Source organism: Longimicrobium sp. (assembly GCF_035474595.1).
Classification (GTDB): Bacteria; Gemmatimonadota; Gemmatimonadetes; order Longimicrobiales; family Longimicrobiaceae; genus Longimicrobium.
On sequence record NZ_DATIND010000156.1, the window covers coordinates 1 to 12,903 of the forward strand.

15 protein-coding genes are annotated in these 12,903 nt (G+C 71.5%); 12 read left to right on the top strand and 3 right to left on the bottom strand.

Annotation, left to right across the window (positions count from 1 at the left end; all coding sequences use genetic code 11):
- The 11 genes from VLK66_RS27455 to VLK66_RS27505 form a co-directional block, all read left to right on the top strand.
- On the top strand, window positions 1-433 hold a 433-nt coding region (locus tag VLK66_RS27455; protein ID WP_325312715.1), incomplete at its 5' end, for an ABC transporter ATP-binding protein.
- The gene (locus VLK66_RS27460; RefSeq protein ID WP_325312716.1) at window positions 430-2,472 is read left to right on the top strand and encodes an ABC transporter permease subunit/CPBP intramembrane protease; all 2,043 of its coding nucleotides are present in this window, start codon (window positions 430-432) and stop codon (window positions 2,470-2,472) included. The genes VLK66_RS27455 and VLK66_RS27460, both read left to right, overlap by 4 nt.
- Window positions 2,473-2,686: 214 nt before the next feature.
- Window positions 2,687-3,835: an IS481 family transposase gene (locus VLK66_RS27465; RefSeq protein ID WP_325312717.1), complete on the top strand. Its 1,149-nt coding sequence runs from the start codon at window positions 2,687-2,689 to the stop codon at window positions 3,833-3,835.
- 298 nt (window positions 3,836-4,133) lie between these two features.
- Window positions 4,134-4,418, top strand: a complete 285-nt coding sequence (locus VLK66_RS27470) for an Lrp/AsnC ligand binding domain-containing protein (protein WP_325312718.1) — start codon at window positions 4,134-4,136, stop codon at window positions 4,416-4,418.
- A gap of 207 nt (window positions 4,419-4,625) precedes the next feature.
- The gene (gene lgt, locus VLK66_RS27475; protein ID WP_325312719.1) at window positions 4,626-5,462 is read left to right on the top strand and encodes a prolipoprotein diacylglyceryl transferase; all 837 of its coding nucleotides are present in this window, start codon (window positions 4,626-4,628) and stop codon (window positions 5,460-5,462) included.
- A 16-nt stretch (window positions 5,463-5,478) separates the two neighbouring features.
- Complete coding sequence (locus VLK66_RS27480; protein ID WP_325312720.1) at window positions 5,479-5,652, top strand: hypothetical protein; 174 nt, start codon at window positions 5,479-5,481, stop codon at window positions 5,650-5,652.
- A gap of 26 nt (window positions 5,653-5,678) precedes the next feature.
- Window positions 5,679-6,347, top strand: a complete 669-nt coding sequence (locus VLK66_RS27485) for a metallophosphoesterase (RefSeq protein WP_325312783.1) — start codon at window positions 5,679-5,681, stop codon at window positions 6,345-6,347.
- A gap of 303 nt (window positions 6,348-6,650) precedes the next feature.
- Complete coding sequence (locus VLK66_RS27490) at window positions 6,651-7,181, top strand: hypothetical protein (protein WP_325312721.1); 531 nt, start codon at window positions 6,651-6,653, stop codon at window positions 7,179-7,181.
- On the top strand, window positions 7,181-7,375 hold the full coding sequence (locus VLK66_RS27495) for a hypothetical protein (protein ID WP_325312722.1): 195 nt from the start codon (window positions 7,181-7,183) through the stop codon (window positions 7,373-7,375). The genes VLK66_RS27490 and VLK66_RS27495 overlap by 1 nt, the downstream gene beginning before the upstream one ends.
- Window positions 7,376-7,545: 170 nt before the next feature.
- Complete coding sequence (locus VLK66_RS27500) at window positions 7,546-8,463, top strand: diacylglycerol/lipid kinase family protein (RefSeq protein ID WP_325312723.1); 918 nt, start codon at window positions 7,546-7,548, stop codon at window positions 8,461-8,463.
- Window positions 8,464-8,527: 64 nt separating this feature from the next.
- Window positions 8,528-9,055, top strand: a complete 528-nt coding sequence (locus VLK66_RS27505) for a hypothetical protein (RefSeq protein WP_325312724.1) — start codon at window positions 8,528-8,530, stop codon at window positions 9,053-9,055.
- 92 nt (window positions 9,056-9,147) lie between these two features.
- On the opposite strand, the gene VLK66_RS27510 is transcribed toward VLK66_RS27505, so the two are convergent.
- From VLK66_RS27510 to VLK66_RS27520, 3 genes are all read right to left on the bottom strand, one after another.
- Window positions 9,148-9,348 (bottom strand): hypothetical protein, encoded by a 201-nt coding sequence (locus VLK66_RS27510; RefSeq protein WP_325312725.1) that lies wholly within the window; start codon window positions 9,346-9,348, stop codon window positions 9,148-9,150.
- Window positions 9,349-9,601: 253 nt separating this feature from the next.
- Window positions 9,602-9,808, bottom strand: a complete 207-nt coding sequence (locus VLK66_RS27515; RefSeq protein ID WP_325312726.1) for a PF20097 family protein — start codon at window positions 9,806-9,808, stop codon at window positions 9,602-9,604.
- 7 nt (window positions 9,809-9,815) lie between these two features.
- Window positions 9,816-12,251 carry a penicillin acylase family protein gene (locus VLK66_RS27520; RefSeq protein ID WP_325312727.1) on the bottom strand — a complete coding sequence of 812 codons (2,436 nt, stop codon included), beginning with the start codon at window positions 12,249-12,251 and terminating at the stop codon, window positions 9,816-9,818.
- Between the two features lie 262 nt (window positions 12,252-12,513).
- On the opposite strand from VLK66_RS27520, the gene VLK66_RS27525 reads away from it, so the two are divergent.
- Window positions 12,514-12,870 carry a hypothetical protein gene (locus VLK66_RS27525; RefSeq protein ID WP_325312728.1) on the top strand — a complete coding sequence of 119 codons (357 nt, stop codon included), beginning with the start codon at window positions 12,514-12,516 and terminating at the stop codon, window positions 12,868-12,870.
- Window positions 12,871-12,903 lie beyond the last annotated feature (33 nt).

The window sequence follows — 12,903 nt, forward strand, 5'->3', positions numbered from 1 at the left end:
CTTCGCGCGCCTCAACGGCATCGCGGACGACCTCGCTGAGCGGCGGGTGGAGGAGATGGTGGCCGCCTTCGGGCTGGAGGAGTTCGCGGACCGCCTCTGCGGAAAGCTCTCCACCGGCCAGCGGCAGCGGGTGTCCATCGCCCGCGCGGTGGTGCACGATCCGCCCGCGCTGGTGCTGGACGAACCCACGCTGGGGCTCGACGTGCTGAGCAGCGACGCCATCTTCCGCTTCATCGCCGACGCGCGGGCCCGGGGGCGTGCCGTGCTCTTCTCCACCCACCAGATGAGCGAGGTGGAGCTGCTGGCCGACCGCGTGGGGATCATCGCCAACGGGCGGCTGGTGGAGGAGGGGACGGCCGAGGAGATCACGGAGCGCGCGGGCGAGCACAACCTGGCGCGCGCCTTCCTGCGCATCGTGCGGGAGGCCGCGTGAACTGGCGCGTCGTCCGCACCGTGCTGGCGAAGGAGCTCCGCGAGACGCTCCGCGACCGGCGCACGCTGTTCATGATGATCGTCATCCCCACCCTGCTCTACCCCGCCCTGCTGGTGGTGATGGAGCAGCTGACGCTCTTCGGCCAGCGGCGCCTGAGCGAGCGCCCTGCAGCCGTCGCCGTCGCCGGGGCGGACGCGGAATTCTCCGCCTTCTTCCGACGTGACTCCACCCTCCGCATCCTCCCCGCCGACAGCGCGACGACGAGGGCGATCCGCGCCGGCCACGCCGACGCCGCCGTCGTCCTGGCCCCCGCGCCTGCGGACACGGCGGGAACGCGGGACGTGCGCGTGCTCTTCGACGCGTCGGACGACCGCTCGCAGCGCGCGCACGAGCTGGTGGGGAAGAAGCTGGGGGAGTGGAACGACTCGCTGCTGGCGCGCCGCCTGGCCGGGCGCGGGCTGCCGCCGGCGTTCGCCCGGCCCATCGCCGTCGCCGACTCGTCCGTCGCGACGGCGGAGGAGACGGGGGCGTACGCGCTGGGCCGCTTCCTGCCGGTGATCCTGATCCTGATGACGCTGCTGGGCGCCTTCTACCCCGCGATCGACCTGGCCGCGGGGGAAAAGGAGCGGGGGACGCTGGAAACGCTGCTGACCGCGCCCGTTCCCGCGCGCGAGATCGTGGCGGGGAAGTTCGCGGCGGTGACGGTGATCGGGATGGCGGCGGCGAGCGCCAACCTGCTCAGCATGCTGCTGACCTTCCAGAGCGGGATCTTCAAGTTCGCCCGGGCCGCGCACGTGAAGTTCACGCTGCCGTGGAGCACCGCCGCGCTGGTGCTCGTCGGACTCGTTCCCCTCGCGGTGCTCTTCTCCGCGCTCTTCCTGGGGATCGCGGTGCGCTCGCAGAGCTTCAAGGAGGCGCAGAACGCGCTCACCCCCGTGCAGCTCGCCAGCACGCTGCCGATCCTGGTGATCTCGCTCCCGGGGATCGACTTCAACGCCGCCCTCGCCGCCGTTCCCGTGGTGGGGATCGCGATGATGTTCCGCGAATTGATGGCGGGGACGGCCACGCTGGTCCCCTCCCTCGTCGCGTTCGGGACGACGGTGCTGTACGCGGGGCTGGCGCTGCACTTCGCCGCGCGGGCGTTCGGGCGCGAGGACGTGCTCTTCGGCGGCGGCGCGGGCGCGGCGGCGAAGACCGGCTGGCGCGAGCGGCTGGCCGCGGTGCGCACGGGCGCGCGCCGGGTGCCGCTCCCCGCGGAGTCGCTGGCGTTCGTCGCGGCCATCGCGCTGCTGTACTTCCACGCGGGAACGGCGCTGCAGGCGCGCTTCGGCGAGCGCGGACTGCTGTACAGCGAGTGGGGATTGCTCCTCCTCCCCGCCCTGCTCTTCCTCGCGCTCGGCCCGTTCGACGCGCGGCGGACGCTGGCGCTGCGGGCGCCGTCGGCGCGGGGGATGGCGGGCGCGCTGCTCGTCGCGCTGGGCGGGATCCCGCTGGGCTGGGCGCTGGGATGGGTGCAGCTGCAGTGGCTGGACGTGCCGAAGGAGCTGTTCGGGGCAATGCAGAAACTGACGACGGCCACGGACCTGCCGCGCTTCCTCTGGCTCCTGCTGCTGGTGGCGGTGACGCCGGCGGTGTGCGAGGAAGCGGTGTTCCGCGGGGTCCTCTTCCAGGGGGTGGCGCGCGAGGAGCGGATGTGGAGGACGGTGGGGCTCACGGCGCTGATCTTCGGCGCCTTCCACCTCTCCGGCGAGACGGCCATCCGCTTCCTGCCGACGGCGTGGATCGGGGTGCTGATGGGGATCGCGGTCTGGCGCACGCGGTCGATCTTCGCCAGCATGGGGATGCACTTCATCAACAACGGGCTGGCGGTGGTGATCGTCTCGCGCCCCGACGTACGTGGCGCGGTGATGAACGGCGCGACGGGCGAGCCGAACTGGTGGCTGGTGGCGCTGGCGCCCCTTGCGCTGGCCGCGGGGCTGTGGCTTCTTCCCCGGCGGACGCGGGCGGCGGGGGATGCGGCTGCCCCGTCCCCCGAATGAATTCGGGGGCAACAAAAGCACAAAGTCCCTCCGGGACTGCTGCCATGCATCCGGGCGTTTCGGATGCATGGGCGAGGAAGCGAGCGGGATCCGCGTGAGGGATGCGCGCCCGGAGGGCCGGGACGGTACAGACCGGGTAGATTGTTGACAGATCAGACCGGGAGGATGCCTGACACGGTATCGTTGATCTCGCCCAAGCCACAGGGGGGACGCCATGCCGTGGAACCGGACGGATTCGGAGAACGAGCGGCTGCGGTTCGTAGCCAAGGCGCAGGAGAAGCTCTACAAGATGTCCGAGCTGTGCGAGCGCTTCGGCGTGAGCCGGGAGACGGGCTACGCGACGCTGGCGCGGTACAACGCGCTGGGGGTCGACGGACTGAAGGCCCGCAGCCACGCGCCCCTGAACTGCCCGCACAGAATCTCGGCGGAGATGAGCGAGGAGCTCCTGGCCGAACGGCGGTTGCATCCGCACTGGGGGCCGCGGACGCTGCTGGCGTGCCTGCGCAAGCGCGAACCCGGGCGGGTGCTGCCGGCCGCGAGCACCGTTGGCGACCTGTTCAGCCGGGAGCGGCTGACGAAGCCGCGGCCGCGGCGCCGGAAGTGGAGCCACCCGGGACGAACGCAGGTGGGGGTATCCGGGCCCAACGACCTGTGGACGATCGACTTCAAGGGCGAGTTCCGCACGCGCGACGGGAAGCTGTGCTACCCGCTCACCATCGCGGACGCCCACACGCGGTTCCTGCTGGCGGTCGACGTGCTGTCCTCCATCACGCACGCCGGGACCCAGGCCGTGGTGGAGCGCGTGTTCCGGGAATACGGGCTGCCCTGGGTCATCCGCTCGGACAACGGGTGCCCGTTCTCGAGCAAGGCGATTGCCGGGCTGTCGCGGCTGAACGTCTGGTGGACGCAGCTGGGGATCCGGCAGGACCGCATCGAGCCGGGGCACCCGGAGCAGAACGGCTCGCACGAGCGAATGCACCGGACGCTGAAGCAGGAAACGGTATGGCCGCCAGCCGCGGACATGCCGGCTCAGCAGGAGCGGTGCGACCGGTTCCGCGCCGAGTTCGACTTCGAGCGGCCGCACCAGGCGCTCGCGATGCAGACGCCCGGCTCGCTGTACGTGCGCTCGCCGCGCGAGCTCCCCGAGCGCCTGCCGGAGCCGGAGTACCCGGGTCACTGCGTGGTCCGGCCGGTGCGTGCGAACGGCATTCTCCACTTTCGCAATCGGGACCTGTTCCTGAGCGAGGTGCTGATCGGCCACAGTGTCGCCCTGGAGGAGATTGCAGAGGGGATGTGGTCGGTCTACTTCTACGATCTGCTGCTCGCGCGCCTCAACGAACGGACGTGGAAGTTTGTGGACTAACCCCCGGGTGTTTGGAGATCAACTCCCCGGGTTCTGGAGGAAGAAAGTGTCAAGCATCCTCCCGGTCTGATCTGTCAAGGATCATCCCGGTTGCTCAGACGGCGCCGCGCGTGGGTGGATGCCGGCAAAACGCGCCGGATGCACGGCGCGGCGGTGGCCCGGCGCGGTTGGCAACAGTTGTATCGTTGCCTACCGCGCGCGCAGCCCGGTTTGGCGCCTAAGCGCCAAACACGCCCAGAACCTGCGGTTCCAATCCGTTGAAGATCGACTGCCAACCACGACGACGAACGGTGAGCCGATGAGCCAGATGGTGGCCTGCGTGGTGCTGATCCGCGCCGTGCCCGGCGACGTGCCCGCGCTGGCGCGCCGCATCGCCGGAATCGACGGCGTGGCCGAGGTCTACTCCGTGTCCGGCGACTACGACCTGATCGCCATCGTGCGCGTGAAGGAGTACGAGCGCATCGCCGAGATCGTGACCGAGGAGATCGCGCAGATCCAGGGGATCGAGCGGACCAACACGCTCACCGCCTTCCGCGTGTTCTCCAAGCAGGACCTGGGCACGGCGTGGGACATGTTCGACTGAACCGCAGGGGACAGGTTACAGGGGACAGGGACGAGCCCGCCGGATTGGGGTGGATTGGCGAGCCGCACCACGTGCTCGTCTACCCTCCACAACGACGATCGGCGGGGGATGACTTTACCGTCCGGCTGGATTCGGCTAAGTTCATATCACTCCTGACCTTCCCGGCGCCCCTCCACGCCGCGGCTTCCACCACCCGCGCAGTCCCCAATGCTACCCGTACTGTTCAGAATCGGCGGCTTCACGGTCACGTCGTTCGGCGTGATGATGGCGCTCTCTTTCGTCACCGGCGGCTGGATCCTGGCGCGCGAGCTCCGGCGCAGGGGGCAGGACCCCGAGCACGCGTGGGACCTGGCCGGCTACGCGGCCATCTTCGGCATCGTGGGCGCCAAGATCTACTACATGATCCTGCACTGGCCCGAGACGGCGGCCCACCCGTGGGCGTCGCTGCTCTCGCGCTCGGGGCTGGTGTGGTACGGCGGCTTCATCCTGGCCGCGCTGGCGGTGCTCTTCCGCGTCCACCGGCTGAAGCTCCCCGTCCTCACCCTGGCCGACGCGTGCGCGCCGACGCTGGCGATCGGCTACGCGATCGGCCGCGTGGGCTGCTTCCTGGTGGGCGACGACTACGGCGGCCCCACGAAGCTGCCGTGGGGCGTGGCTTTCCCCAACGGCGCGCCGCCGTCCACCGCGGGGAACCTGCGCGCGTTCGGCGTGAACATCCCCGCCAACGTCCCCGACGGGATGGTGATGACGGTGCACCCCACGCAGCTGTACGAGACGGCGCTGTCGCTGGCCATCTTCTTCGTCGTCTGGAAGCTGCGCGACCGCCTGCGCACGCCAGGCGCCGTCTGGTTCGTGTGGCTGGCGCTGGCGGGCGTGGAGCGCTTCGTGGTGGAGATCTTCCGCGCCAAGGACGACCGCCTGCTGGGGATGTTCTCCGTCGCCCAGCTGATCAGCGTGCTGATCGTGCTCGCCGGCGTCGCGGGGTACTTCGCCGTCACCCGCCGCGCGGTCCGGCACCCCGCCGCCGCGCCCGCGGGGGCCTGACGACTCGAGCGGCGCGATGAACCGGCGCAGGTTCATCGCGTCGTCGCTCGGGGCCGCCGGCGCCCTGCTGGCGGCCGACGCGGGGCTGGTGGAGCCCCGCCGCCTGGAGGTCACCCGCCACGACCTCGATCCCCGTCCCCTCCCGGCCGCGCGCCGGTCACGCTGGCGCAGATCGCCGATCTGCACCTGAAGCGCGTCGGCGGGCTCCATCACCACATCGCCGAGCAGGTCGCCGCCGCGCGCCCGGACCTGATCCTGTTCACCGGCGGTTCCGTCGACCGGCGCGACGCGCTCCCCGCCTTCCGCGAGTTCCTCTCCCTGCTCGACCCCGCCACGCCCAAGTACGCGATCCTGGGGAACTGGGACCGCTGGAGCGGGATCGATCCGTCCGCGCTGGGCGAGCTCTACGCGCGCTTCGGCGGGCGGCTGCTGGTGAACGAGACGGCGGTGCACCTCCACCGCGGACGTCGCCTCGCGCTGACGGGGCTGGACGACCTGCTCGCCGGCCGCCCCGACCTGCGCGCCGCCGTCCGCGGTGCGGAGCCCGCCGACGCGCGGCTGCTGCTGATGCACTGCCCCGAGTACCGCGACGCCCTGGACCGCGACGCCGCGGCGCAGATGGTCGGCGGCTCGCTGATCGCCCCCGGCGCGGGCGTGCAGGCGCGCGAGTTCCGCGCGATGCTGTCCGGGCACACGCACGGCGGGCAGGTGGCGTTCTTCGGCGCGGCGCCGGTGCTGCCGCCGGGGAGCGGGCGCTACGTGCGCGGCTGGTTCCGCGACGCCGGGCAGGTGCCGCTCTACGTCTCCCGCGGCATCGGCGAAACCGGGCTCCCCGTCCGCTTCGGCTCCGTCCCCGAGCTGGCGATCTTCACGCTGGCGGTGTGATACCAGATCTGGCAATCAACTATGCACCAGACGCACAGAATTGACGTCATCCTGAGGCCGGCCACACCGTCGTTGCCTCCGCACAAGCGGTTGCAGGCCGAAGGATCTATAGGCGAAGTCGCACGTGCGCTGCCGGATTGCACGATCGATCCCCGAAACCGGTTTGACGGCGCGGAAGTCGTTGCCGGAGAGCGAGATGCGCAGCATCCAGCATAGCTCCTTTTTAGCCCTTGCCTTTCGTTCGCATCTCGTTTATCATCCCGCCTCCCATCTCTCCGTCCACTTACCTGTCGCCGGTGCCGGATGGAAGGCCTTCCCAAGTGGCTCATCTTCCACGTCGCGTTCGGCTCCGTGCCGTACTTCGCCAGCGTGGCGCTGCGGTACTTCAAGGATGGAGATGGAAACCCCTGGCGCAGCTCGCCGGAGATCATCTTCCTGGTCCTGGTCGCGTGCTCCAGCGCGCTGGCCGAGATCTCGTTCGGGCACCGGCGAACATCACCGCTGCGCCACACCTTCCAGGTGGCGCTCGGGACGGGCGTGGTGCTCGCCGCGATTGCGTACGGAGCCTACCTGGGTGACGAGCTGAGCAGCCCGGGACGCGAAGCCGGCATCGATTGCGAGATCGTTGCGGAGGCGGCGAGCACCGCCTCGGCCGTGACCGCCGCCGATCCGCTGGTCGAGACGATCCGCCGGCAATGGGGCGCGCCGTGCTCGCGGTGGGAGCGCAGACGAGAGCGGTACTTCGTATTCTCGAAGCGCGTTGCGATCATCTTTACCATTCTGGGCGCTTTCGCTATCTTCTGCTTTCCACCTTCAAGGCGAGGAGGCCTGTGATGGGTGACACGGAGTGGGTGTTTACCCTCGGCACGATCGTGATGATCGGGATCGCCGTCATCATGCCGCCGATGATCGTCTGGGAGTTCCGGATCCGTGCCCGCGAGGCGGCCGGGGAGGGGCCCGCGCCCAGCCGCAGCCTGCTCCGGCGCGAGCGGCCGGGGCCCAAGCGGCGCACGCCGGCCGCGCGCTGAACGCCGGAAGGCGCCGAGCAATCGGCGCCTTCTTCGTATCTACCTCCCTCGTTATCCCCCGATTTTCTTCCAGGCGCCGCGGCGGTTTTCCGCATGCGGCGCGATCCGTGCGCAGTGGGGCGCGCGCAAATCCCACGCGGCCCAACGACCTTTCGCGCCCGGCGGCAGCCTTGCCCCCAGCTCCGGACCCGAGCACCCCGCCGATCCCCGCCTTCGCCAACCCCGGCTCCGGGCGCGGCCAGGAGGCGGCCGACGCCATCTCCGCCGACGCGCGCTTCGAGCTGCGCGACGCGGGGCCCAGCGGCCTGGCCGACGCGATCCGCGACGAGGTGAAGCGCGGCACCCGGCGCGTGCTGGTGGCCGGCGGCGACGGGACCATCGCCACGGCGGCGGCCGCGGCCTGCGAGACGGGGGTGGAGCTGGCGGTGCTCCCGGCGGGAACGCTGAACCACTTCGCGCGCGACAACGGCATCCCCACCGAGCTGGCCGAGGCGCTGGAGCTGGCGGCGACGGGAACGGCGCGCGGCGTGGACCTGGGGTTCGTGAACGACCGCCCGTTCCTGAACACCAGCTCGGTGGGCGCCTACGTGGGGTTCGTGCGGATGCGCGACCGGATGGAGCGGTGGATGGGGTACCGCATGGCCAGCTTCCTCTCCGGGCTGCGGATGACGGCGCGGCTGCGCAGCTTCGACGTGCAGGTGCGGGTGGAGGGGAAGGTGCGCTCCTACCGCACCGCGCTGGTGTTCATCGGCGTGGGCGAACGGGAGACGCGCTTTCCCACCTTCGGCGGGCGGGTGGAGAACGGGCGCGCGGGGCTGCACGTGATCGCCGTGCACGGCAAGGCGGTGGCGCGCCTCACCGCGCTGGGGATCGCGGCCGCGGCGCGCGGGCTGAAGGTGGTGTCGCGCACGCCGCACCTGGACGCGTTCCTGGTGGACGAGTGCACCATCGCCATGCCGCGGCGCATCGCCTACCTGGCCATCGACGGCGAAACCACGCGCATCCCCGCGCCGTTCCACTACCGGCTGGAGCGCGGGGCCATGAAGCTGGTCGCGCCGCCGCCGGAGGAAAAGGGTGCGTCAGGATAGCGCGGGCTGTATCGTTATCCTTTCGCAGTCCATCGGCGTACCGTCCCTGGAGCGGAGCCGCACGATGACGAAAGCCGCTTTTGCCGCGCTGGCCCTGGTGCTGGCGCTTGCCCCCCGCGCCGCCGCGCAGGCCGCGCGCGGCCCCACGGCCGTGGATTCGCTGGCCCGCGTGCGCGTGACGCAGGACTTCCTGAGCCCGCGCACCTTTACCGGGCTGGTGCTGCAGGCCGACACCGCCGACCTGGTGGTGCAGCGCGGCGACGACCGGCTGACCATTCCGCTGGCCTACGTGCGGCACGTGGACCTGTCCACCGGGCGGCGCACCGCCGGGCAGGGCGCGTGGCGCGGCGCCGTGTATGGCTTCCTGGGCGGGGCGACCGCGACGGGGATCCTGGTGCTGATCGTGAAGGCCAGCGGCGCCACCTGCCAGGACTGCCTGCTGAGCAGCCCCACCGGGAGCGCCGCGCTCCTGGGCCTCCCGCTCACCGGCGTCACCACGCTCACCGGCGCGGTGGTCGGCGCGCAAAGGCCGGGCGACGACTGGGCGCGCGTGCCGCTGCCGATCCTGCTGCGCGAAGGGGCCGGCTCCTGATCCGCCGCATGCGATCGGACACGACGAAGAGAACCCCCGCCGCGAGCAGTTCGCGGCGGGGGTTCTCTCATCTCCCGGCTGCCGATTGGCGATCAGTACGCCACGGTCTGCTCCACCGGCATGGTGGTCTCGGGCGGGCACCCGCCGCTGCAGTAGATGTCCGCGCTCGGCTGGCAGATGCCGATGCAGGTACACACGTCCGGCCACGACTGCCCGCCGGTGGAGATCGAATCCGAGACGGGGGCGGTCTGGAACGAGGTGACCTGCAGGTCTTCGGGGTTCAGGTTGAGCATGGGAGACTCCTGGATGCGGGTGGGTTGGGACGGGAAGGGACTCCAATCTTGCCACGCCCCGCAGCATTTTCAAGTACCGTCGTGAAGAGATAGCGAGCATCGCCACGCTTCCGCCATCCCGTTCGATCCTGGGATGCATACTCCGCGTTCACGCTGAAAACTTCGCGAACTCGGCTGGAAATCCCGCGCCAGCATTCGATCCAGCCAATGTCGGATTCCGAGCCCTTCGCGCGCAGAACCGGTCCTCCGCTTGCTAGGCGTACAGCTCCAGGAAGCCGCAGCGCTCGCAACGGTCGGCGTTCAGGGGAAAGCGGCGCCGGCGGTCGAGCTTCAGGCCGGTCCAGAAGCTCTTCTCCGGCGCGCCCTCGATCCACTCGGTGGGCTTCGGGCTTTGCGCCGAGTCCAGCAGGAAGCCGGTGGTCATGGGGCTGCCGCACTTGGGGCAGATCATCGCGGGCATCGGCGCGTCACCTCGGTTTCAGGACCAGGCGGCTGACGCGGCGCGACTCGGCCCTGCCGCGGTCCAGCGGGATGCGCCAGAGCCGGCCGGTGCGCCACATCGGCGTCTGGTCGCGGTAGTGGCGGCTGGTGGGCACGCCGCTCTGGCCGGTGGGGATCACGAAGCCGCCCTCGCCGTCCACGTCGGCCATGTCCACCACGTGGCGCTGGCTGGGGCCGTACGCGTTCACGAACGGCGGCGTGCGGCCGCCGTAGCCCGCCACCTTCACCGTGTTCCCCGAGCCGCCGTTGGGGAACGGGCCGATGTTGAGCCCCAGCGAACGGTTCAGCATCCCCACCACCCCGAGCGGGTGGGCGATCTGGGTGACGTGCAGGTCGCCCCAGGTGCGCGCGCCCACCGTCGCGATGGCGGCGCGCATCGCGGCGGCGGAGAGGCCGTCGAGCGTTTCCGCCGCCGGCGTGCGCACGTCGTCCACCCACGCGCCGCCATTGCGGTCGAGCACGTGCTCCAGCGCGGTGCGGGGGAAGTAGACGGGCTTGCCGCGGTACTCGTCGTCGCCGATGGCGTGGCGCAGGTTCTCCAGCCAGACGTAGAAGAGCGCCGCCGCGTGCGAGTCCACCGACGCGTCCCCCGTCCAGGCGCGGAGGTCGCGCGCGGCGGCCGAATCGCCCGCCAGCTCCGCGGCGCGCACGGCGAACGCCTTGTAGCGCACCGCCATCTCGTCGCGGACGTCCATCTCCTGGCGCTGCACGTCGGCCGCGGTCAGGCCGCGCCCGGCCAGGATCATCTCCCGGATCCGCAGGGCGCGGTACGGCTCGGCCCAGTCGTTGGCGATGAGGTACGGATAGCCGGAAGCGGCCGGGAGCTGGCGGTTGTTGGCGGTGACGATGAAGCCCTCCGCCGGGTTCAGCGCGTGCGGATGCTGGTCGAAGCCCAGCCACCCGGTCCAGTCGCCCTCGCCCGTCCACCCGGGCACGGGAAGAAGGCCGGTGCCGCCCTTCCGCACGGGAACGCGGCCGCCCATCCAGTAGCCGATGTTCCCGTCCACGTCCGCGAAGATCACGTTCTGGTGCGGGTTGTTGAACCCGTGCAGCGCCGCCGCGAACTCCGCCGCGCTCCCCGCGCGGTTCATCCCCACCAGCGCCGCCATCTCGGTGGACGGGTCCTGCGCCGTCCACCGCATCGCCAGCACCTTTCCCTTCACCCGCTCGTCCACGTCGCTCAGCACCGGGCCGTGGCGGGTCACGCGCACGCGCTGCACGACCGGCGCCGCGCCCTTCACCTGGATCGTCTCCGGGCGCACGACGAACGGCATCGGGCCCGTGGGGGTGATGTAGCGCGTGGTGTCGGACGGATCGACCTGCTCGACGAAGAAGTCGACGTCGTCCACCATCGCGTTCGTGTATCCCCAGGCCACGCGCTTCGAGTGGCCGATGACGATGATGGGGAAGCCGGGGAGCATCATCCCCGCCGCGTCGATCGCGCCGCCGTGGATGGCGCCCAGGTACCAGAGCGAGGGCGCGCGCAACGCCAGGTGCGTGTCGTTGGCCAGGATCGGCTTGCCGCTCTTCGTCCGCGCTCCCCCGATCACCCACGAGTTGGAGGCGCGGGAGATGGAGACGCCGTCGAGCAATGCCAGCGCCAGCGCGGGAACCCGCGGCAGCGGCACGGCCGAGCGGCGCGCGGCGGCGGAGGTGTCGGCCGGGACCGGCGCGGGAAGGGGGATGCGGGTGCCCGGCGCGGAGCCGGACGGAGCGGCGCCGCCCTTCCCCGCCCACTCGGCGTCGCCGCCCAGGATGGTGGGCCCCCACTGGGGATACGAGGGATACAGGTCGCGCGCCAGCTCCGGGCCCACGGCCTCGGTCGCGCGCTGCAGGTCCAGCCCCACGTTCCAGTCCGCCAGGTCCCACGCCATGATCTTGCCGATCGCCAGCGTGTTGCGGACGGTCCAGTGCTCGGGCCGGAAGCGCAGCGCCAGGAACTCGGGCGGCAGCGGGCCGGGGTGATGGTCGATCCAGGCGTTCACCCCGTCGGCGTACGCCTGCAGCAGGCGCCGGCTCTCCGGGTCCAGCGTGCGCTCGTTGTCGGCGGCGGAGCGGCCCATCCCCAGCGTGCGCAGGAAGCGGTCGGTGTCGACCAGCGGCGGGCCCAGCACCTCGGCCATCCGCCCGTCGGCCACGCGCCGGAAGAGCTCCATCTGCCAGAGCCGGTCCTGCGCGTGCACGTAGCCCACCGCGCGCACCAGGTCTTCCTCGTCCTTCGCCCACACGTGCGGCACGCCCAGCGAGTCGCGCCACACCTCCACGCTGCCGTGCAGCCCGGGGATCACCGCGTCGCGCGCGGGGTCGGCCTCGGCGCGCCCCACGTACCAGCGCGCGCCGGCGGCCAGGAGAACCACCAGCAGCACGAGCCCGGCAAGGACGTACGCGAGCTTCCGGAGCATGGGCGGGGCGGAACGGGGGATGGGAAGATTGCGGAGAGCGCGGAATGATGCGCGTCCGGGCGAGGCGGGGTCAAGGATCGGGAGGGAGATGGGGATTCCGGACCGCCGGCCGCGCCCCGTCCGGCGTGGATGGAGCTCGGCCGCACCCCTCCGCGCGGGCCGGTCGCGCCCCCGCCGGATGGCTTGATAGTTGCCACCCCCCGCCGCCCCGCGCCCAGGCTGAATGCGCGTCGCATCCCCCCCGTCCGCAAGGAGAAGCACGGTGGCCGAGATCAAGGTCGAGAACCGCAACGATCACCGCGGCGGCGGCTTCAGGTGGTGGTGGCTGATCCCCCTGCTCCTTCTCGCCGCGCTCGCATACCTGCTCCTCCGCGGCCGCGGCGGCGACCACGCCGCGCCCGCCACGGACACGACGACCGTCGCCCCGGCGGCGGCGCCCGCCGGCTCGCCGGCCTCCGCGCCGGTGCAGCCGGCGGTGCAGGACACCACCGTGGCCCGCTCGCCCGGGGCGGATTCGCCGGGCGACACCACTGTCTCGGCCGCGCCGGCCGCGGGCGGCGCCCCGGCGGCGAACGCGCAGGACACCCTGATCAAGACCGACAGCACCAGGCGCCCCTGAGCGGCACCGGCAGCCCTCGAGCAGGAGGAAATC

Excerpts from the sequence above, each read along its gene's own strand:
- VLK66_RS27465 (WP_325312717.1), top strand. The coding sequence starts at position 2,687 with ATGCCGTGGAACCGGACGGATTCGGAGAACGAGCGGCTGCGGTTCGTA.
- VLK66_RS27470 (WP_325312718.1), top strand. The coding sequence starts at position 4,134 with ATGAGCCAGATGGTGGCCTGCGTGGTGCTGATCCGCGCCGTGCCCGGC.
- lgt (WP_325312719.1), top strand. The coding sequence starts at position 4,626 with ATGCTACCCGTACTGTTCAGAATCGGCGGCTTCACGGTCACGTCGTTC.
- VLK66_RS27480 (WP_325312720.1), top strand. The coding sequence starts at position 5,479 with ATGAACCGGCGCAGGTTCATCGCGTCGTCGCTCGGGGCCGCCGGCGCC.
- VLK66_RS27490 (WP_325312721.1), top strand. The coding sequence starts at position 6,651 with ATGGAAGGCCTTCCCAAGTGGCTCATCTTCCACGTCGCGTTCGGCTCC.
- VLK66_RS27495 (WP_325312722.1), top strand. The coding sequence starts at position 7,181 with ATGGGTGACACGGAGTGGGTGTTTACCCTCGGCACGATCGTGATGATC.
- VLK66_RS27505 (WP_325312724.1), top strand. The coding sequence starts at position 8,528 with ATGACGAAAGCCGCTTTTGCCGCGCTGGCCCTGGTGCTGGCGCTTGCC.
- VLK66_RS27510 (WP_325312725.1), bottom strand. The coding sequence starts at position 9,348 with ATGCTCAACCTGAACCCCGAAGACCTGCAGGTCACCTCGTTCCAGACC.
- VLK66_RS27515 (WP_325312726.1), bottom strand. The coding sequence starts at position 9,808 with ATGCCCGCGATGATCTGCCCCAAGTGCGGCAGCCCCATGACCACCGGC.
- VLK66_RS27520 (WP_325312727.1), bottom strand. The coding sequence starts at position 12,251 with ATGCTCCGGAAGCTCGCGTACGTCCTTGCCGGGCTCGTGCTGCTGGTG.